Origin of the sequence: Novosphingobium piscinae (assembly GCF_014230355.1) — a bacterium.
In the GTDB taxonomy this organism is placed as follows: domain Bacteria; phylum Pseudomonadota; class Alphaproteobacteria; order Sphingomonadales; family Sphingomonadaceae; genus Novosphingobium; species Novosphingobium piscinae.
The window spans coordinates 1-19,388 of sequence record NZ_JACLAX010000013.1; the positions used below are offsets into that span (position 1 = coordinate 1).

The 19,388-nt window shown below is 70.2% G+C and carries 16 protein-coding genes; 9 read left to right on the forward strand and 7 right to left on the reverse strand.

Annotation, left to right across the window (positions count from 1 at the left end; translation table 11 throughout):
- Positions 1-280: 280 nt before the first annotated feature.
- On the forward strand, positions 281-1,276 hold the full coding sequence (locus tag H7F53_RS12605) for an adenosine kinase (RefSeq protein ID WP_185679854.1): 996 nt from the start codon (positions 281-283) through the stop codon (positions 1,274-1,276).
- Positions 1,277-1,643: 367 nt separating this feature from the next.
- Here H7F53_RS12605 and purD read toward each other — a convergent pair whose 3' ends face one another.
- Entirely contained in the window at positions 1,644-2,933 is a 1,290-nt protein-coding gene (gene purD / locus H7F53_RS12610) for a phosphoribosylamine--glycine ligase (RefSeq protein WP_185679855.1), read from the reverse strand.
- On the opposite strand from purD, the gene xseA reads away from it, so the two are divergent.
- The 6 genes from xseA to H7F53_RS12640 all read left to right on the forward strand — a co-directional run bounded on the left by xseA (position 2,932) and on the right by H7F53_RS12640 (position 11,827).
- Positions 2,932-4,410 carry an exodeoxyribonuclease VII large subunit gene (xseA, locus tag H7F53_RS12615; protein ID WP_185679856.1) on the forward strand — a complete coding sequence of 493 codons (1,479 nt, stop codon included), beginning with the start codon at positions 2,932-2,934 and terminating at the stop codon, positions 4,408-4,410. The two genes, purD and xseA, sit on opposite strands and share 2 nt — an antisense overlap.
- Before the next feature lie 26 nt (positions 4,411-4,436).
- Positions 4,437-4,640 (forward strand): DUF2093 domain-containing protein, encoded by a 204-nt coding sequence (locus tag H7F53_RS12620; RefSeq protein ID WP_185679857.1) that lies wholly within the window; start codon positions 4,437-4,439, stop codon positions 4,638-4,640.
- Between the two features lie 137 nt (positions 4,641-4,777).
- The gene (locus tag H7F53_RS12625; protein ID WP_343062055.1) at positions 4,778-5,503 is read left to right on the forward strand and encodes a M23 family metallopeptidase; all 726 of its coding nucleotides are present in this window, start codon (positions 4,778-4,780) and stop codon (positions 5,501-5,503) included.
- A 404-nt stretch (positions 5,504-5,907) separates the two neighbouring features.
- Positions 5,908-7,092 (forward strand): aspartyl/asparaginyl beta-hydroxylase domain-containing protein, encoded by a 1,185-nt coding sequence (locus H7F53_RS12630; protein WP_185679859.1) that lies wholly within the window; start codon positions 5,908-5,910, stop codon positions 7,090-7,092.
- 266 nt (positions 7,093-7,358) lie between these two features.
- Complete coding sequence (locus H7F53_RS12635) at positions 7,359-10,304, forward strand: TonB-dependent receptor domain-containing protein (protein ID WP_185679860.1); 2,946 nt, start codon at positions 7,359-7,361, stop codon at positions 10,302-10,304.
- An 86-nt stretch (positions 10,305-10,390) separates the two neighbouring features.
- On the forward strand, positions 10,391-11,827 hold the full coding sequence (locus H7F53_RS12640) for a tetratricopeptide repeat-containing sulfotransferase family protein (RefSeq protein ID WP_185679861.1): 1,437 nt from the start codon (positions 10,391-10,393) through the stop codon (positions 11,825-11,827).
- Here the strand turns inward: H7F53_RS12640 and H7F53_RS12645 are convergent.
- Positions 11,817-12,815, reverse strand: coding sequence for a hypothetical protein (locus H7F53_RS12645; RefSeq protein WP_185679862.1), 999 nt, complete (start codon positions 12,813-12,815; stop codon positions 11,817-11,819). The genes H7F53_RS12640 and H7F53_RS12645 overlap by 11 nt on opposite strands.
- A gap of 110 nt (positions 12,816-12,925) precedes the next feature.
- On the opposite strand from H7F53_RS12645, the gene H7F53_RS12650 reads away from it, so the two are divergent.
- Positions 12,926-14,719, forward strand: coding sequence for a tetratricopeptide repeat protein (locus H7F53_RS12650; protein WP_185679863.1), 1,794 nt, complete (start codon positions 12,926-12,928; stop codon positions 14,717-14,719).
- A gap of 100 nt (positions 14,720-14,819) precedes the next feature.
- Here H7F53_RS12650 and rpmB read toward each other — a convergent pair whose 3' ends face one another.
- A complete protein-coding gene (gene rpmB / locus H7F53_RS12655; protein WP_185679864.1) occupies positions 14,820-15,110 on the reverse strand; it encodes a 50S ribosomal protein L28 in 291 nt (96 codons plus the stop codon).
- Between the two features lie 112 nt (positions 15,111-15,222).
- On the opposite strand from rpmB, the gene H7F53_RS12660 reads away from it, so the two are divergent.
- Complete coding sequence (locus tag H7F53_RS12660) at positions 15,223-15,678, forward strand: nucleoside deaminase (RefSeq protein WP_185679865.1); 456 nt, start codon at positions 15,223-15,225, stop codon at positions 15,676-15,678.
- On the opposite strand, the gene H7F53_RS12665 is transcribed toward H7F53_RS12660, so the two are convergent.
- The 4 genes from H7F53_RS12665 to H7F53_RS12680 all read right to left on the reverse strand — a co-directional run bounded on the left by H7F53_RS12665 (position 15,675) and on the right by H7F53_RS12680 (position 19,364).
- Positions 15,675-16,394 carry a T2 family ribonuclease gene (locus H7F53_RS12665; protein ID WP_185679866.1) on the reverse strand — a complete coding sequence of 240 codons (720 nt, stop codon included), beginning with the start codon at positions 16,392-16,394 and terminating at the stop codon, positions 15,675-15,677. The two genes, H7F53_RS12660 and H7F53_RS12665, sit on opposite strands and share 4 nt — an antisense overlap.
- Positions 16,391-17,248 carry a carboxylating nicotinate-nucleotide diphosphorylase gene (nadC, locus tag H7F53_RS12670; RefSeq protein WP_185679867.1) on the reverse strand — a complete coding sequence of 286 codons (858 nt, stop codon included), beginning with the start codon at positions 17,246-17,248 and terminating at the stop codon, positions 16,391-16,393. The genes H7F53_RS12665 and nadC overlap by 4 nt, the downstream gene beginning before the upstream one ends.
- Positions 17,249-17,304: 56 nt before the next feature.
- Positions 17,305-18,114: a LytR/AlgR family response regulator transcription factor gene (locus H7F53_RS12675; protein ID WP_185679868.1), complete on the reverse strand. Its 810-nt coding sequence runs from the start codon at positions 18,112-18,114 to the stop codon at positions 17,305-17,307.
- An 89-nt stretch (positions 18,115-18,203) separates the two neighbouring features.
- Positions 18,204-19,364: a sensor histidine kinase gene (locus H7F53_RS12680; protein ID WP_185679869.1), complete on the reverse strand. Its 1,161-nt coding sequence runs from the start codon at positions 19,362-19,364 to the stop codon at positions 18,204-18,206.
- Between the last annotated feature and the right edge of the window lie 24 nt (positions 19,365-19,388).

A 19,388-nucleotide genomic window follows, 5' to 3' on the forward strand; every position in this document is an offset into this window, starting at 1 on the left:
GGGCGCGGCGCGGGCCGCACCGGCTTGCCCGGCCGCGGCGGGGGCGCACTGCCCGGCCCGCGCACCGGCGCAGGTCCGCCGCAGGCGGCAAGCAGGGCCACCGCCGCCACGGGCCAGACAGGGCGAAACAGACGCATGGCGCCGGAATCGCCCGGCCGCCCCACGCTGTCAACGTCCGGTAGCGCACGGGCGGGCTTGCTGGCAGCCCGCCTCGCCGCTAGGCGGCGAGCAACCCCTGCCCGGGCCAGTCCCCGGCAGACCAGCCAAGGACGCCTGCCCCATGACCGCACCCAGCTTCGACGTGATCGCCATCGGCAATGCCATCGTCGACGTGATGGCCCCGTGCCGCGACGAGGACATCGTGCGCCTTGGCCTGGCCAAGGGCGGCATGACCCTGGTCGACCCCGATCGCGCCCGCGAGCTCTATGCCGCGATGGGCCCCGCGCGCGAGATTTCGGGCGGCTCGGCCGCCAACACGCTGGCCGGGCTGGCCGCGCTCGGTGCGCGCTGCGCCTTCATCGGCCAGGTCGCCGATGACCAGCTGGGCGAGGTCTTCGCCCACGACATCCGCGCCGGCGGGATCGCCTTCGCCACCCCGGCCCGCGCCGGCGAGCCGAGCACGGCGCGCTGCCTGATCTTCGTCTCGCCCGACGGGCAGCGCACGATGAACACCTTCCTCGGCGCCTCGCAGTTCCTGCCCGCCGAGGCGCTCGATCCGGCAGCGATTGCCGATGCCGCGGTGCTCTATCTGGAGGGCTACCTGTGGGACCCGGAGGAGCCCCGTGCCGCCATGCGCCGGGCCATCGCCACCGCGCGCGAGGCCGGCCGCAAGGTGGCCTTCACCCTGTCCGACGCCTTCGTCATTGCCCGCCACGGCGACGATTTCCGCGCGCTGATCGCCGCGGGCGAGATCGACATCCTGTTCGCCAACGAGCATGAACTGGCCGCGCTGACCGGGATCGAGGACTTCCACGCGGGCATCGCCAGCCTGGCCGACAAGGTCCCGACCGTGGTCGTCACCCGCAGCGAGAAGGGCGCCTATGCGATCAGCCAGGGCGCGCATGCCGAGGTCGCGGCCGAGCCGATCGACAAGGTGATCGACACCACCGGCGCGGGCGACCTCTTCGCCGCCGGGTTCCTGTTCGGCTTCACCCGTCAGCGCCCGCTGGCCGAGTGCCTGCGCCTGGGCGCGATCTGCGCCGCCGAGATCATCTCGCACTATGGCGCCCGGCCCGAGGCCGACCTCAAGACGCTGGTCGCGGCGAAGCTGGGGTAACGAAACACCAGGGGTCGTCCCGGCCAGACCCAAACCGCCGCTCGGGCTGAGCCTGGCGAAGCCCGCGCGCGGCGGACGGGCCTGGTCACGCGCTCTTGCCGGGCGCAGGTTGCGCGTGGCCTTCGACAAGCTCAGGCCGAGCGGGGTTTGTGCAAAGCAGCGCGTCAACAGCGCGCTGCGGGAAGGCCCGTCATCAGGACCCGCTCGGGCTGAGCCTGTCGAAGCCCGCACGACAGCCCGACCCGGTGCTGCCGAGCGGGTGTTGCTGTGCGCTTGGGGCGCGGTCCCGCGCGGCCTTCGACAAGCTCAGGCTGAGCGGAGCAAGGCGCTCACAGGCAAGAGGGCAAGCGTCCGCCCGGCGCTTCCCTCAGCCCCGCTCGCGCGCGACCTCGCGCCAGCCGATGTCGCGGCGGCAGAACAGGTCGGGGGCATCGAGCGCGTCCACCGCGGCATAGGCGGCAGCCTGGGCCTCGCTGACCGAATGGCCCTGCGCGGTGACGTTGAGCACGCGGCCGCCGTTGGCGAGAATGGCCCCGTCCGCACCCGGCTTGGTGCCCGCGTGGAAGACCTTGGCCCCGCCCGCTTCGGCCGCGGCGATCCCGTCGATCCGGCCGCCCTTCTTCGGCTCGCCCGGATAGCCCGCACCCGCCATGACCACGGTCAGCGCGGTGGCGTCCGAAAAGCGCGGTGGCTCGATCGCGGCCAAGCGGTTCTCGGCACAGGCGAGCAGCAGCTCGCCCAGATCGCTCTCCAGCCGCATCAGCATCACCTGGCATTCGGGATCGCCGAAGCGGCAGTTGTACTCGATCAGCTTGGGCCCCTCGGCGGTAAGCATCACCCCCAGGAACAGGACGCCCGAATAGGGCATGCCCTCATCCGCCAGGGTCTTGACCGTGGGCGCGATGATCCGGGTCATGCATTCCGCCTGCAGCGCCGGGGTCAGCACCCGGGCCGGGCTGTAGGCACCCATCCCGCCGGTGTTGGGGCCAGTATCGCCATCGCCCACCCGCTTGTGGTCCTGCGCCGAGGCGAAGGGGACGATCGTGGCGCCGTCGGTCAGGGCGAAGAAGCTGGCCTCCTCGCCGTCGAGGAATTCCTCGACCACGGCCTCGGCCCCGGCCTCACCAAAACGCCCGGCGAAGATCTCGCGGATCGCGGCCTCGGCGGTTGCGAGGTCCATCGCCACGGTCACGCCCTTGCCCGCGGCGAGGCCATCGGCCTTGATCACCACCGGCGCCCCGAAGCGGTGCACTGCGGCGAGGCCCGCTTCCTCGGAGGACACCCGCTCGTACCCGCCGGTGGGGATTCCGGCGCGGGCGCAGAGATCCTTGGTGAAACCCTTGGAGCCTTCCAGTTGCGCCGCCGCCTGGCCGGGCCCGAACACCGGCACGCCGGCCCCGCGCAGCGAATCCGCCAGGCCATCGACCAGCGGGGCTTCGGGACCGACCACGACCAGACCGATGCGGTGGCTGTCGCAGAAGGCGATGGTCGCGGCGTGATCGGTCACATCCAGGCCGATGCAGGTGGCATGGGCGGCGATCCCGGGGTTGCCCGGCGCGGCATAGAGTGTACCGCCACCAGCCAACAGCGACGATTGCGCCAGCTTCCACGCCAGCGCATGTTCGCGCCCGCCCGAGCCCAAGAGCAGGATGTTCATGCCCGAAGTTCCGCCTTTTGCCGATGATCCGTCCGCCGGGCTCCTAGCGAAGGGCGCCCCCGGGGACAACGCCGCACCCCTGTCGATCACCGAGATTTCCGCCCTGCTCAAGCGTACGGTGGAGGACCGCTTCGGCTTCGTGCGGGTGCGCGGGGAGCTGTCGGGCGTCAAGCGCGCCGCCTCGGGCCACCTCTACCTGGCGCTCAAGGACGAGGGCGCGCGGCTCGACGGGGTGATGTGGAAGGGCAGCGTGCAGCGGCTGGGGTTCCGCCCCGAGGACGGGATCGAGGTGGTGGCGACCGGCAAGCTCACCACCTATCCGGGCCGCTCGAACTACCAGATCGTGATCGAGCGGATGGAGATCGCCGGCGAGGGCGCGCTGCTCGCCCTGCTGGCCAAGACCAAGGCGCGGCTCGAGGCCGAGGGCCTGTTCGATCCGCGGCGCAAGCGGGCCCTGCCGTTCCTGCCGCGCACGATCGGCGTGGTCACATCGCCCACCGGCGCGGTGATTCGCGACATCCTCCACCGCCTGGCCGATCGCTGGCCCAGCCACGTGCTGGTCTGGCCGGTGCTGGTCCAGGGCCAGGGCGCGGCCGAACAGGTGGCGGCGGCGGTGCGCGGCTTTTCCGCGCTCCCGGAGGATGGCCCGGTGCCGCGTCCGGACCTGGTGATCGTGGCGCGCGGGGGGGGCTCGATCGAGGACCTCTGGGCCTTCAACGAGGAGGTGGTGGTCCGCGCCGTGGCCGACAGCACGATCCCGGTGATCTCGGCCGTGGGCCACGAGACCGATACCACCCTGATCGACTTCGCCGCCGACCGGCGCGCCCCCACGCCCACCGCCGCGGCCGAAATGGCCGTGCCGGTGCGCGCCGAGCTGGCCGCGCAGATCGCCGATCTCGCACTGCGCCAGCGCCGCTGCGCCCTGCGCCCGGTCCAGCTCGGCCGCGAGCGGCTCGAGGCGCGGGCCCAGCGCCTGCCCCGCCCCGAGGCGCTGCTGGCGGCGCGCATCCAGCAGCTTGATGACCTGGGCGAGCGGCTGCGGCGCGGGCTGGCCGACCGGATCGGCGTGGCCGCACAGCAGCTGCAGCGCCATGCCGGGCGGCTGTCGGCCCCGTTGCTGCAGGCGCAGCGGCGCCATGCGCAGCAGCGGCTCGACCATGTCCGGCTGCGCCCGGATGACCTGCTGCGCCGCGTCGCGCAGGAGCGGCTGCGGGTGGACGGGCTGGACCGGGTGCGCCGCCAGCTTGACCCCAAGGCGCCGCTGGTCCGCGGCTATGCTCTGGTGACCGGGCCGGACGGACATGTTGTCCGGACCCGTGCCGAGGCTGCGCGGCTCGCCACCATGACGCTGGAGTTCCACGACGGCGCCCTCATCGTCGCCGCGGCCGGACCAGGGGCGCCACCCCCCGCTCCGCCCCCGCGGTCAGCCCGCCCGGCGGGGCGGACCGATCCCGCCCGGCAGGGCGATTTGTTCTGAGCGGCGCGCGCTGCTAGGAAGGCCACATGCTGATGTCCTCGTCCGACCGCCCCGCCACGCTGCATTTCGATCACAACGGCTTCCGGGTGATTTCGCCAGGTTACTTCGTGCTCTGCGCCGTGAGCGGCGAACCGATACCGCTCGATGGGCTGCGCTATTGGAGCGTGACGCGGCAGGAGGCCTATGCCAGCCCGGAACTGGCCACGCAGCGGCTGCTCGGCAAGGCCTGAACCGGATGCGGCTCGACCGGCGAGCCGCGCTGGGAGTCGTTGGGGGCGCCCTGTTCCCCCTGGGCCCGGCGCGCAGCGCGGCGCAGGAGCCGGCCCTCTACAGCCTGCGCGGACGCTTGAGCCAAGGGGGCTGGGCAGTGGGCCAGACAGGGCGCGGCATGACCGCGGCGTGGCTCGACGATGCCGCGATCCCGGTTGATCCGGAGGGACGGTTTTTCCTGGCCTTTGACCGCGATGCGCCGCCCACGGCGCGGCTTGCGGTCGGCGACGGGCGCGAGCGGGCGGCACCCGATCTGATTGCCATCGCCCCGCGGGCATGGCGGATCGAGCAGATTGACGCGCCGCTGCGCCCGCCGGGGGTGCCCGACGCCGAGTTCCAGCGCCGCCGCGCCGAGGAACTGGCGCGGATCGCGGCCGCTCGCGCACAGGGCAGCGAAGCACAGGGCAGCGAAGCGCAGGGCTGGCGCCAGGCGATGATCCGGCCCGCCCCGGGCCGGGTCTCGGGACTGTTCGGCGCGCAGCGCATCTATCGCGGCCAGCCAGGCAGCTACCATTCCGGGCTCGACCTGGCCGCCGCCGCCGGAACGCCGATCCTCGCCCCGGCCGACGGGGTCGTGATCCTCGCCGCGACAAGCCCCTTCACCCTCGAAGGCCTGCTGCTGATGGTCGATCACGGCATGGGGCTGACCAGCGCCTTCCTCCATTGTTCGGCCCATACGGTGCGGGAAGGCGAATCGGTGCGGCAGGGTCAGCCGATCGCCCGGGTCGGGATGACCGGCCGCGCCACCGGGCCGCACCTGCACTGGGGCCTGCGCTGGCGCCATGCCCGGCTCGACCCCCTGCTGTTTCTGCCACGGGGCTGATCCGGCAGCGCCGGCGCGGGGCGTTCCGCGCGACCCGATGCGCAAGACCCCCAGAAGCGCGAATTCGTGTCTATTTGGCCACATTTCCGTAAGGGAAGGGTGGCGCCTTCCGCTGTTCGGGGACACCAATCCGGTGACTTTCCCGGGCACCCGGACCTCGGCGAACACCTACGACCTCTACGGCCGGATGCTCTACGCCGGCATCGCCATGCGCTTCTCAGCGCGCAGCGGCACTCAACCGGGAAAGGGCGGTCCTGCGGGGCCGCCCTTTTCGCATGGGCGGGCCCAGGCGGCGGGGGGTCGACCGGAGCAGACGCACAGCGCAGGGCAACGGGGCGGCAGGCGCTGGTCAGCCCAACCGATTGCCCCTATCACGCCGCCGTCACCCCCACCCGGACGTGCCCATGACCCTCGATCCCGTCGCGCTCAACCAGCAAGGCATGATGGCGCTGCGCCGCGGCGACACCGCCGGTGCGATCAGCGCCTTCACGGCCGCGGTCAGTGCCGATCCCGATGCCGCCATCCTGCATTTCAACCTGGCCAACGCCCATGCCGCCGCCGGCAATGCCGACGCCCAGCTTGACGCGCTCAACGCCGCGCTCGACCGGGATCCCTACATGCCGCAGGCGCTGCTCGCCCGCGGCCAGCTGGCGGAGCTGCAGGGCTACAGTGCCGCGGCGCTGGCCGACTTCAAGCGCCTGCTGGCCGTCGTGCCCGAAGGCCAGACCCCGGGCGGCCCCGGTTTCCAGGCCGGCCTGGCCCACGCCCGGGCCGCGGTGGCGGCCGAGACCGCCAGCCTCGCCGCCCGGCTGGAGGCCGTCGTGGCCTCGGCCGAGGCGGCTGCACCCGCGGCCGAGGCCGAGCGGTTCCGTCATGCCGTCGACGTGCAACTGGGGCGGCGCCGCACCTATGTCCACCAGCCGCTGGTGCTGAACTATCCCTACCTTCCGGCGATCCAGTTCTTCGACCGGGCCCACTTCCCGTGGCTGGCGCAGCTGGAGGCGGCCACCGCGATCATCCGCACCGAGCTGCAGGCGCTGCTGGCCGAGGGTGGCGGCGGCTTTGCCCCCTATGTGCGCTACCCTCCCGGTGCTCCGGTCAACCAGTGGGGCGAGCTCAACCACAGCGATGCCTGGGCCGCCGCTTTCCTGACCGAGCACGGCCGGGGCAATGCCACGCTGCGCGCGCATTGCCCGCAGACCGCCGCCGTGCTCGACAGCCTCCCCCTGTTCGATCTGCCCGGGCGCGGGCCGGTGGCCTTCTTCTCGCTGCTCAAGCCGCACACCCGGATCCCGCCGCACACCGGCGCCACCAACATCCGCTCGATCATCCACCTCCCGCTGATCGTGCCGCCGGGCTGCACCTTCCGCGTGGGGAACGAGACCAGGCCGTGGCGCGAGGGCGAGGCCTTCGCCTTCGACGACACGATCGAACACGAGGCGGTCAACCCGACCGATGCGCTGCGCGCCGTGCTGATCGTCGATGCGTGGAACCCCTTCATCGGCACGGCCGAGCGCGATCTGATCCGTCGCTGGGTGCACGAACTCGATGCTCATGGACAGGAACTGGGCAGGTTTTCTGCGGCCTGAGGGCCCGGGGCGGGCCGGCGCGAGTGGACGTGCGCGGTTATAGTTGCGCTATTGCAACACATGTGTCGCGATGTGTGCCCCTGTCCCCACGGGCGTTTGACTTAACCAGAGCGTTCCAACAGTGAAGGGGCCATGTCCTTAATCGGACGTGAACTGCGCTGTCCGGAACTCCGCCGGGCAGACGCCGCCCGGGGAACAGGGGTCGCGAAAATTTTCCTGCCGCCGGCGGCCACCGCTCATCAACTTTTTGTACGAAGGAAACACACGTGAGGACCAACACCCTTAACCGGCGTGCACTCTACGGCAGCTCCGCCCTCGTGACCGTTGCCCTGCTGGCCAGCCAGCCGGCCTTCGCGCAGTCCGCGGCCCCGGCCGACGATGCGGCTGCCGAGGAAGAGACGATCGTCGTCACCGGCACCCTGCTCAAGAGCCCCAACCTGGTTCTGTCGAGCCCCGTCAACGTCGTCGGCGAGAAGGAAATCGCCGCCCGCCAGATCAACAACGCCGAGCAGCTGCTCCGTAACCTGCCGGGCGTCGTGCCCGCCATCGGTTCGGCCGTGAACAACGGCAACGGCGGTTCGTCGTTCGTCAACCTGCGTGGCCTCGGCACCCAGCGCAACCTCGCGCTGATCGACGGCGACCGCATCGTGCCGGCGGCTCAGGGCGGCCAGTTCGACCTCAACAACGTGCCGCTGGCCCTCGTCAGCCGCGTTGACGTGCTGACCGGCGGTGCCTCGACCACCTACGGCGCCGACGCCGTGTCGGGCGTGGTGAACTTCGTCACCAAGCAGAACTTCAGCGGCCTCGATGCCCGCTTCTCCTACGGCCTGACCCAGCAGGGCGATGGCGCCACCTTCCGCGGCGACATCACCATGGGCGGGAACTTCGCCGAGGACCGCGGCAATGCCGTGATCAGCTTCGGCTACCAGAAGACCAACCCGGTCTATCAGGGTGACCGCGATATCTCGCTGTTCCAGATCAACTCGTTCAACGGCCGCGCCGCCGGCGGTTCGCCGACCGACACGCCCTCGAGCTTCTACTTCACCGCCACCCAGCCCACCGCGCTGCAGAACAACGAGACCGGCACGGGCTTCGTCACTGCCAACGCCGACGGCTTCAACTTCGCGCCGTTCAACATCTTCCAGACCCCGTTCGAGCGCTTCAACCTCTTCGCCCAAGCGAAGTATGAAATCACCGACAACATCGAGGTCTATGGCCGCGGCATGTTCTCGAAGAACACTGTCAGCACCATCATCGCGCCCTCGGGCATCTTCGGTGAAACGCTGTCGGTGAACATCAACAACCCGTTCATCTCGGCTGGCCAGCGCGCCACCATCTGCGCCGCCAACCCGACGCTGGACTGCTCGGCCGGGTCGACCGCCACCTTCTCGATCCCGGCGGTCTATCGCCGCACGGTCGAAGTCGGGCCGCGCATCAGCAAGTTCACCACCACCGTGTTCGACTACAAGGTCGGCCTGCGCGGCAAGATCACCGACACGGTGAACTTCGACGTCAACGCCGCCTACGGCCAGTCGAACCTGGTCCAGGCGCTGAGCGGCTACACCCTGCGTTCGCGCGTGTCGCAGGCCCTGCTGGCCGATAACGCCACCACCTGCCGTAACACCGCTGGTGGCTGCGTTCCGCTCAACCTGTTCGGTGGCACCGGTTCGATCACCCCGGCCATGGTCGGCTTCATCCAGGGCAACTCGACCGTCGCGATCGACACCGGCCTGAGCCAGGTCCGCGGCGTGATCAACGGTGACTTCGGCGTGTCGGCTCCCGGCGCCGAGACCCCGATCAACTTCGCGGTCGGTGCCGAGTACCGCAACTACACCTTCACCCGGAACCCCGACAACCTGAGCCAGGTCCCGGGCGAGCTGGGTGGTGGCGGCGGCGCCATCCTGCCCTTCACCGGCGGCTACAAGGTCACCGAAGGCTTCGCCGAAGTGAACGTGCCGCTGGTCGAGGACAAGCCGTTCTTCAAGAACCTGTCGCTCGAAGGTGGTATCCGCCAGTCGCACTACGAGGTGAATGCCCCGGGCAAGCCCTCGTTCAACGCCACCACCTGGAAGGTCGGATCGAGCTGGGAGCCGGTTGACGGCATCAAGCTGCGCGGCGGCTACAACCGCGCGGTGCGCGCCCCGAACATCGGCGAACTGTTCGCGCCGGTCGTGACCGGGCTCACCAGCCTTGCGGTCGATCCGTGCTCGGGCACCAAGGCCCAGGGCAATGCCAACCTGACCGCGGTCTGCATCGCGCAGGGCGCCACGGCGGCCATGATCTCGGCGGGCTCGATCCAGGATCCGGCCGCGGGCCAGGCCAATGCCACCGGCGGCGGCAACCCGAACATCCTGCCGGAAACCGCCGATACCGTGACCATCGGTGCCGTGCTGCAGCCGGCGATGGTGCCGGGCCTGACCCTGACCGTTGACTACTTCAACGTGAAGGTGAACAGCGCGATCACCTCGGCAACCCCGGGCGACATCATCAACGCCTGCTTCGGCAGCATCACCGCCACGTCCGCCACCTCGGCGGCGTGCACCAGCATCCGTCGTAACCCGGTCAACGGGCGTCTGTCGGGTCCGACCGGCACCGTGTTCGGTCTGCCCCAGCCGCTCACCAACCGCGGCCGTCTCTACACGAGCGGCATCGACATGACCGCGGCCTATGGCACCGAACTCGGCTTCGCCAAGCTGTCGTTCAACCTGAACGGCACCTACACGATCGACAACTACTTCCGCGCTTCGCCCACCGCGGTGAACCGCGAGTGCGTCGGTCAGTACTCGGTCAACTGCGGTCCGACCGGTGGTGGCATCCAGCCGAAGTGGCAGCACAACCTGCGCTCGACGCTGGACTTCGGTGACATCAACGTGTCGCTGCTGTGGAACTTCCAGACCGGCGTTCGTTACGAGCAGCGCCTGTTCGAAGTCCGTCCGGCATTCCGCGGCGTGATCACCGGCAGCGGTCCGCTGGTGGGCCAGACGGTCGACTTCAACCGCATCCCGGCGTTCAGCTACTTCGACCTGTCGAGCGGCTTCAAGATCATGGACCGCTTCAATGTCGACTTCCTGATCGCCAACCTGTTCAACAAGAAGGCGCCGATCGTCGGTTCGACCCTGGGCACCACCGGCCAGAACAGCGGCAACACCTATCCGTCGTCCTACGACGCGCTGGGCCGCCGCTTCCAGGTGACCCTCGGCATGAAGCTCTGATTTCGTCAGAGCCTCAGACAAGATTGGGGGGTGGGCGCGAGCCCGCCCCCTTTTCTTTTGGGCCGGAGCGTGAAAGAGCCTGATCCATGACCGAACCCACCCTTTCGCCCGAACCGATCGGCCGGGCCCTCCAGACCGGCCGCTTCGCCGAGGCCGCCGCCCTGCTCAAAGCCTGGGTGGACCAGCACCCGGACGATGCCGATGGCTGGTTCAACTTGGGCTTCTGCCTGCGCCAGCTGCTGCAGGCAGAACCGGCCCTGGAGGCCTACCGCCACGCGCTGGCCGCCGGGATCACCGAGCCCGAGCAGGTCCACCTCAACATCGCCGCGGTGCAGGCCGAAGTGCTGCACGATGTGGCCGGCGCCCGCGCCAGCCTGCACGCCGCGCTCGCGCTTGAGCCCGGCTTCGTCCTGGCCTGGCAGAATCTCGGCCAGCTCGAGGAGGATGTCGGCGATGCCGCCGCCGCGCGCGCGGCCTATGAAGCCGCGCTGCGCCACGCCCCGGGGCTCGGCCGCGCCCATGCCCGCATCGCCGGGATCGACGTGTTCGAGGGCCGTGCGGCCGCGGGCCTTGCCCGGGTCGAGCAGGCCGCGGCGCTCGCCGCCACCCCCGACGACCTGACTGAGCTGTCTTTCGCTGCGGCGAATGCGCTCGATGCGCTGGGCCGCTATGACGAGGCCTTCACCCATGCGCAGGACGCCAACCGGCTGCAGAAGGGCTCGACCCGGCTGCTGCACCGCCAGGCCGACGTGACCGCGCAGATCGACGCGATGATCCGCCTGTTCCCGCGCGAGCCCCTGCCGGAGGCCGAGACGGCGGTGGCGCCGATCTTCATCTGCGGGCTGTTCCGATCCGGTTCGACCTTGCTGGAAACCCTGCTCCATCGCCTGACCGGGGTGACCATGGGCGGCGAGCTGGCCTATACGCCCTGGTTCATGACCCAGTACGGCGCGCATATCGCCCCCGCCACGGTGGCTGATGCGGCGGCCCGGTTCCGCGCCGACTACGCCAGCTTCGCGCAGGGTGTGCTGGGCGGGGCCTCGGTCTTCACCGACAAGCGGCTGGACAACTTCCTGTACCTCGGCCTGATCAAACGCGCCTTCCCGGCCGCCAGGATCGTCCACATCCTGCGCGATCCCATCGACACCTTCCTGTCCATGTACTTCCTGCCGTTCGCCGACACCCTGACCTACGCCAACGACTTCGATGACATGCTGCACTATTACCGGGAGTACCGGCGGCTGATGGCGCACTGGGCGGACTGTTTCGGCGAGGATATCGTGCCGGTCCGCTATGAGGCGCTGGTCGGCAATCCCGAGGCGACGCTCACCGATCTGGCACAGCGGCTCGACCTGGCCGGCGCGGGGCAGGAGGCGGGCGACCAGATCATCCGCACCGCCAGCGTGTGGCAGGTGCGCCAGCCGGTCCACGCCCGGTCGCGCGGGCGCTGGCGCAACTATGCCGCCCACATCGGCGAAATCGCCGCGATCCTGCGCGCCGAGTACCCGGAGTTCAGCGAATAAGGGGATTGGGCAGGGTCAGCGCGATACCCTGCGATTCGGCGACCCGTTCGGCCCAGTAGGTGACCTTGCCGATCTCGTCGGCATGGGCCGCCTCAGCTTCGCGCTCGCGTTCGCGGGCCGCGGCGTCGAAGGCGGTGCCATGCTTGCTGTGGCGGGTGAAGGCTGGCCCGGCCAGCACCGCCGGCACGTCGAGCGGGACACCAAACAGTGTAGCCAACGCGGACATCACCTCGGCCGGCCGTGCCGTGACCAGGTCACTGTTCAGGGTCCGCACCCGCTCGCCGAAGCGCCCCGCGAGAAGACCGAACAGCCGCTGCTGCGCCAGCCAGCCCATCGCCGCGACCTGCAGATCCGACTGGCCGAGGTAGTCCTGCGCGGTGAATCCGAATTCGTGCAACCCCTGACCAAGCTGCTTGACCAGCAGGTCGCGCACCCACAGCCGGCCTTCGAGCCCTTTGCGGGCAATCGAGCCGAGGTAGACCGGCAGCGGCGCATGGAGCAGCAGCGCGCGCGCCTGGGGGCGCAACTGGAGCATGCCGGCGATCAGGGCATTGGCAATGTTGCTGGGCTTGACCACCACCGCCTCGCCTGGGCTGAGCGGACGGGCCAGCAGGGCAAGGCTGGCGTCCATCGCCTGGGCCAGTTGCGGGCCGACCGTTCCCCGCAGATGCCAGCCGGCCAGATCGTTCAGGACCATCGGCTCTTTCAGGCCCATCGCCGCGCCCGGCAGGTCGAACGCGCGGACCAGCACCGAGGACAGACAGAAGGCCGAATGGAAGATGAAGTGGAGTGGGGCCTGGGCCACCGCCGGAACGTTCGCGCGCGGCACGAACTCGACCGGGGCACTGCCCAGGTACTCCTCGGTCAGGAAGGTGGCGCGGGCGTGATCCTGCCGGGTGAGGTGGCGCAACTGGAACCCATCGGCGGCCTCGTCGAAACGCCAAGGAAACCAGAACGGATCGGCAGCCCGCTTGGCAGCAGAGGTCATGCCCCGTTCTGGCTGGCTGGCCTTTGCTTGTCCAGCGGGTAGAAGGGCAGGATGCCGCAGCCAGTCTCCCGCCCCACGCATCACGCCGCCACCGGCACGCCGCGGCCATGTTGAGCCAGGCCGACATCGGCCTGCTGCAGCAGGCGCTTGGCCTGCTTCGCGCGGGGCAGCCGGCCCAGGCGGGCGGCACCCTGGCGCGCCTGTCTGCCGCAGGGCAGCAGCACCCCGATGCCCTCTATCTCGCCGCGCTCGCCGGGGACGGCCTGGGTCGGGTGGGCGATGCCGAACAGCTGTTCCGCGCCGCGATCGACCGCGCGCCCGGCAATGCCGGTTACCGCAACAGCTATGCCCTGTTCCTGTCGCGGCTGGGCCGCGGGGCCGAGGCGGTGGCCGCACTGGAAGCGGCGGTGGCGGCTGCGCCCGACCATGCCGAGGCCTGGCTGAACCTGGCCCTGCTGCGGCAGGAGCGCGGCGATCTGGACGGCGCCGCCCCGGCCCTCGGCCGGGCCGCCGCCCTGACCCCCGAAGCGCCGCGGGTGCTGGCAGCAACCGGGGCGCTGGCCCAGGCCCGGGGGGATGCCCCGGCGGCGCGGGCGGCCCTGACCCGGGCGGTCGAGCGTGATCCCGCAGATCTTGGCGCCAGGGCGCGCCTGGCCAAGGCGCTGGGCCAGCAGGGCGACGTCGCAGCGGCCCTGGCCGCACTCGGCGCGGCCGAGGATCCGCAACTCGCCACCATCCGGGCGGACCTGCTGGCCGACGCCGGGCAGATGGACGAGGCGGTGGCCGCCTATCGTGCGGTTGCAACCCGCTGGCCCGGCCATGCCGAGGCGCTGACCTCGCTGGCTTTTCTGCTGCCGCAGCTAGGGCAGCCAGAGGCCGCACTGGACGGGTTCCGGGACGCGCTGGCGGGCGATGCCGCCACTCCCGGCCTGTGGCAGGCGGCGTTGGCGGCGGCGCGCGGCAGCGGGGATGGAGCCACCCTGCTCGACTGGGCCGCCGCGGCCGAGCGACGCTTCGGCCTCGCACCCGAATGGCGCCTGGCGCGGCTGACCGGGCTGCGCCTGCTCTGCCGCTTTGCCGAAGCCCTGGACGAGGTCCGGACCGAGCAGGCCCGCTTTCCCGCCGAGCCGGGGCTGGCCAACCATCGCGCCTGGCTGGCGCTACGCCAGGGCGAGCTGGACGAGGCCGAGGCGGCTGCCCTCACCGCCAGCCGCATGATCCCGCTTGAACAGACCGCCTGGAGCCTGCTGAGCGTGATCTGGCGACTGAAGCAGGACCCGCGCGAGGCCTGGCTGATCGACTATGACCGGCTGGTGCGGACCGCGGACCTGGTGGTGCCGGACGGCTGGAGCAGCCGGGCCGCGTTCCTGGGCGATCTGCGCAGGGTGCTGGAGGCGCGCCACGTCACGCGCAATGCTCCGTCCGAGCAGACCCTGCGCGGCGGCACCCAGACCCGCGGCGAGCTGTTCGCCACCACCGATCCGGTGCTGATCGCCTTCCGCGACGCGCTGCGCCGGACCGTCGAACAGAGCCTGGCAGGTCTTGCCCCGCAGACCGGCCACCCCTTCCTGGGTCGCCTGACCGGGCGGGTCCGGCTCGTTGGCTCATGGTCGGTGCGGCTACAGGGCCAGGGCTTCCACGTCAGCCACATCCATCCGCAGGGCTGGCTCAGCTCGGCCTTCTACGTGGCCCTGCCGCCCGAGGTCGGGTCCGGTGGGGAGGCCGGGGCCCTGACCTTTGGCACGCCCGATGCCAGTCTTGGACTGGACCTTGAACCACGGCGGGTGGTGATCCCCCAGGCCGGGCGGCTGGCGATCTTCCCGAGCTATGCCTGGCACGGCACGGTGCCGTTCCACAGCGAATCGCCCCGGCTTACCGCCGCCTTCGATGCGCTGCCGGTCTGACCGGCATCCGGTAGGCTTCTCCGTGCCGCAGCCAGCAAAAAAGGCGCCCGAACCGGACGCCTTTCATGCGGGTCGTCCTGCCCCGCAGGGCAGGTCCGGATCAGGCGGCGACGGCCGCCTTCTTGGCCAGCTCGCGCTTGACCTTCAGCGCGCGCGGGCTGAGCTTGGCGTCAGCCGTCTTGAGCAGCCAGTTGTCGAGGCCACCGTTGTGCTCGACCGAGCGCAGGCCGTGAGTCGAGACGCGGAACTTGAAGCTGCGATCCAGCCCTTCCGACAGCAGCGTGACGTTCTGCAGATTGGGCAGGAAGACGCGCTTGGTCTTGTTGTTGGCGTGGCTGACGTTGTGGCCGACCTGGCGACCCTTGCCGGTCAGTTCGCAAATACGGGACATGGCTCAACTCGCTAAAGAATCTGGTGCCCGTTGCCGGGGGAGTGGCGCCCTTACCGATTCCCCCCCGCACGGTCAAGTTGTCCCCGGGAATTTCGCGGGCTAGAGCCGGGCGATGACCCGCTGGCCCCTGCCCGAACCGATGCGCCTGGCCCTCGACGAGGCTGCCGCGGCCGCGCGCATGGGCGAGGTGCCGATCGGGGCGGTGATCGTTCGCGACGGCGCGGTCATCGCTCGGGCCCACAACCGCACCCGCGCCCTGCCCGATCCGACCGCCCATGCCGAGGTCCTGGCGATTCGGGATGCCGCAAGGGTACTGGGGCAGGAGCGGCTCGAGGGATGCGAGCTGTGGGTCACGCTGGAGCCCTGCGCGATGTGCGCCGGGGCGATCGCCCATGCCCGGATCGCGCGGGTCTACTATGCCGCGGGCGATCCCAAGGGCGGGGGCGTGGAGCACGGCGCCCGGGTGTTCGAGCAGCCGCAGTGCCTGCACCGGCCCGAGGTCTATGCCGGGATGGGCGAGGCCGAGGCGGCGGCGCTACTGCGCGGCTTCTTCCGCGACCGTCGCTAGAGCCCGCGCCAGATCTTCAGCGGCGCGCTGTCGGGTGGGCCGAAGCGCGCGCGGTCACACGGTTCGGGGCGATAGGCCCGGTTGTGACAGATCCGCAGTTCGCGCAGCCAGCCGCCCCGGCCCAGCGTCACCCCGATCGCGGCGCGCGGCAGGGCCGGAATGGCCGCGGGATTGGCCAGCAGGATGGCCTCGCGCAGGTCTCCCACGGTCAGTCCCGGGCGGCGCGAGAGGGCATCGGCATCGGGCCAGCGGAACCGTGCCCAGAGCTGCCGGGCGATCCCCCAGTAGGCCTCCGGGCTCTGCGCCATGCAGCTGCCGTGCTTGGCCCATTCGTGCTCGATCAGGCGCGGCACTGGGGTGATGCACAGCCCGCTGCGGATCGTCTCGGGCTGGGGCCGCGGCAAGAGCGCGCACCACTGCGGGGGCGGGCCGTTGGCGGCCTCGGGCCAGAGCCCGTGCAACACGAAACCGAACCGCCCGGCACGGCCCGAACACTGCAAGGAGGCCGGATCGCGATCTCCGCGGCAGAACTCGGGCGACCAGCTCGCCGCGAGGGTATAGCCGCCGATCGGCGCGCGCCGCATGGGACCATCGGGCCGCACCGGCGGGAGCGGCGCGATGCGTGCCGGCAGGCTGCACTGATAGGCCTGCGCCAGCGCGGGCGTGCCTGAGGCCAGCGCGACAAGCGCCGCAGCGAGGGCGGTCCGCGCCCTCACAGCGGGGTGAAGTCCAGTCCGATATCGGCCGCAGGGGCACTCTGCGTCAGGCGGCCGACCGAGACATAGGTTACGCCGGTGGCGGCAATCGCCGCGATCGTGTCAAGCCTGACCCCGCCCGATGCCTCGCAGGGGACACGCCCGGCGACCAGCGCGACCGCCGCGCGCAGCTGGTCCGGCGCCATGTTGTCGAGCAGGAGGTGGGTGGCGCCGGCCTCCAGCGCCGGCTCGATCTGGTCGAGCCGGTCGACCTCGCAGATGATGCTGGTCACCCCCGCGGCCTTGGCCCGCGCCACGGCAGGGCCGACCCCGCCGGCCACGGCGACGTGGTTGTCCTTGATCATCGCCGCGTCCCACAGGCCAAGTCGATGGTTGCGCGCGCCGCCGGTACGCGTCGCATACTTCTCGAGATGGCGCAGGCCGGGAAGCGTCTTGCGGGTGTCCAGCAGGATCGCGTGGCCCGCCATGGCGGCGACATAGTCGCTGGTCATGGTCGCGATGCCGGAGAGGTGCTGGACCGTGTTGAGCGCCGCGCGCTCGGCGGTGAGCAGGGCGCGGGCATTGCCGGCCAGGCGCAGCAGGTCGGTGCCGGCGGCAACGCGGGCGCCCTCGGGATGGAGGATCTTGATCTCCACCGCCGGATCGAGCCGGCGAAAGAAGGCCGCCGCGATCGGCAGACCGCAAACCACGATCGCATCGCGGCTGTCCATCACCCCGGCAAACCGCGCCTCGGCGGGAATCACGCTTTCGCTGGTGACGTCGCGCCCGCCGCCGGGCCAGCCCTCGCCCAGATCCTCGGCCAGCGTGGCGGTGACGAAGGCGTCGAGATCGAAGCCGGGGATAGCGGGGTCCATGACTGCGCGTTTCGCCGAGGTCGGCGCGGAGCGCAAGGGGGCGCAATCCGGCCGGCTCAGTGCACGAAGCGCGCCACCACGTCGCGATACGAGCGGCTGACCTTCACCTGGGCGCCGCTGTCGAGCACCAGGAAGCATTCGCCGTTGGTGTGCGGCTTGACCTGACGGACCTGGTTGAGGTTGACGATGGTCGAGCGGTGGACCCGCTGGAACACGCGCGGATCAAGCCGCCGCTCAAGGTCCTTCATGGTCTCGCGCAGGATCAGCGAATTGTCCGCGGTCCGGATGCACATGTAGTCGCCCGCGGCCTCGATATGCTCGATCGAATCGACATCGACCCGGAAGATCTGTCCGCGGTCCTTGATGTTGATGAGCTTTTCATAGCGCCCTGCGCCATGGCCGCCTTCGCCCGCGGCCTCGTCCTCCATCGTGTCGATCGCGTCGGGGGCAACTTCGGCCAGCACGCTCTTGAGCTTCTCGGCCTCCTCTGCGCTGCGCTTCTCGGCCAGGCGGGTGCGAACGCGCTCGAGCGTGTCGGCCAGCTTGTCCTCGTCGACCGGCTTCATCAGGTAGTTGACGGCGTTGGCCTCGAAAGCGCGGACCGCGTGTTCCTGGTAGGCGGTGACAAAGACGAACAGCGGCGGCTCAATCTCCATCACTCCCTTGACCACCGAGAACCCGTCGAACCCGGGCATCTGGATGTCGAGGAAGACGAGATCGGGCTTCTCGGTCTTGATCTTGCGGATCGCCTCGCGGCCGTTCGAGCAGGTGTCGATGATCTCCACGTCGGGGAACCGGGCCAGCCGCAGCTGGAGCCCCTGGATCGCGAGTTTCTCGTCATCGACAAGGATGGTGCGAATGGTCATGGTCAAGCCTTTGTTGCCTTCTGTGCGCTGCAGCCAGGCGGGGGACGGTGCACGGCTTGCGGTTCATACGGGCGGGCGTGCGATTGGTTTCAGCCGGTCGCAACGGCGATGCGGGCCGTGGCAGCCACATCCCCGCCGCCTTCGCGGCGCTCAAACGGGATCTCGATGACGACGGCGAAACCGCCCTCGGGTGAATCCATGATCTCGAACCGGTGGCTTTCGCCATAGGCCTGGATCAGCCGGTCGCGGATGTTCGCGAGGCCCACACCGGTGGATACGGTTTCGCCGCCATCGAAGGTCACGCCCGAGAGCCTGTTGTCGGTGGCGCCGTTTTGCAATCCCGGACCGGTGTCAGAGACGGTGATGCGAAGCATGGCCCCGATGAGCTGCGTGGCGATGGTGATTTCGGCGCCGCTTTCCTGCGGGCTGACCGCGTACTTGATCGCGTTCTCCACCAGCGGCTGGAGCAGCAGCGAGGGCAGTAGGGCCGGCCGGGTCGGCTCGTCGATGTGGAAGGTGGTGCGCAGCCGCTCCTCGAAGCGCATCCGCTCGATGTCGAGATAGAGCTGCAGGGTCTCCACCTCCTGCGCCACGGTGACCCGGCCGCTGGGCTCGTTGATCAGGGTATAGCGCAGGAAGGCCGACAGCCGGGTGAGCATGGCATTGGCCGGCTCGGTCTGCTTGAGCAGGACCAGGGTGGAGATCGAGTTGAGCGTGTTGAACAGGAAATGCGGGTTGAGCTGGTAGCGCAGCATCGCCAGCTGGGCCTGGGTGGCCTGGTTCTCGAGCCGGATCAGCTGATCGTTCTGCTCCTCGATCTGGAGGTAGAAGTTGATCGCGTAGTACAGCGCCGACCAGGCTCCCAGCAGGGTCAGGTCGAGATAGAACACGCCGATCAGCAGCTGGGCGAAGCTGGCCGCGCTCTCGGGGCGGTAAAGCCCGATCACCCAGGCATCGATGAAGGCATAGAGTGTCACCGCCAGCGGCACGACCAGCGCGGTGACCCCCCAGGTGATCAGCGCCCGGCGGGCGATCAGCTGGCGGTAGATGACCGACAGGATCAGCGAGATCGAGAAGCCGGTGATCGTGGCGATCAGCACCAGCACGAGGAACGACAGAGGCTGGCCATTGGCGATGCTCGACATCGCGCGGAGCAGGAAAGCCCCGCCCCAGCCGACGGCCTGGAGCCGCCAGAAGGCCTGGTTCTTGTTCGCGAAGAACGGGGTCGGGCGGAACGGCAGGACGGCCATCACCGCAACCTAGTATCCCCCGCC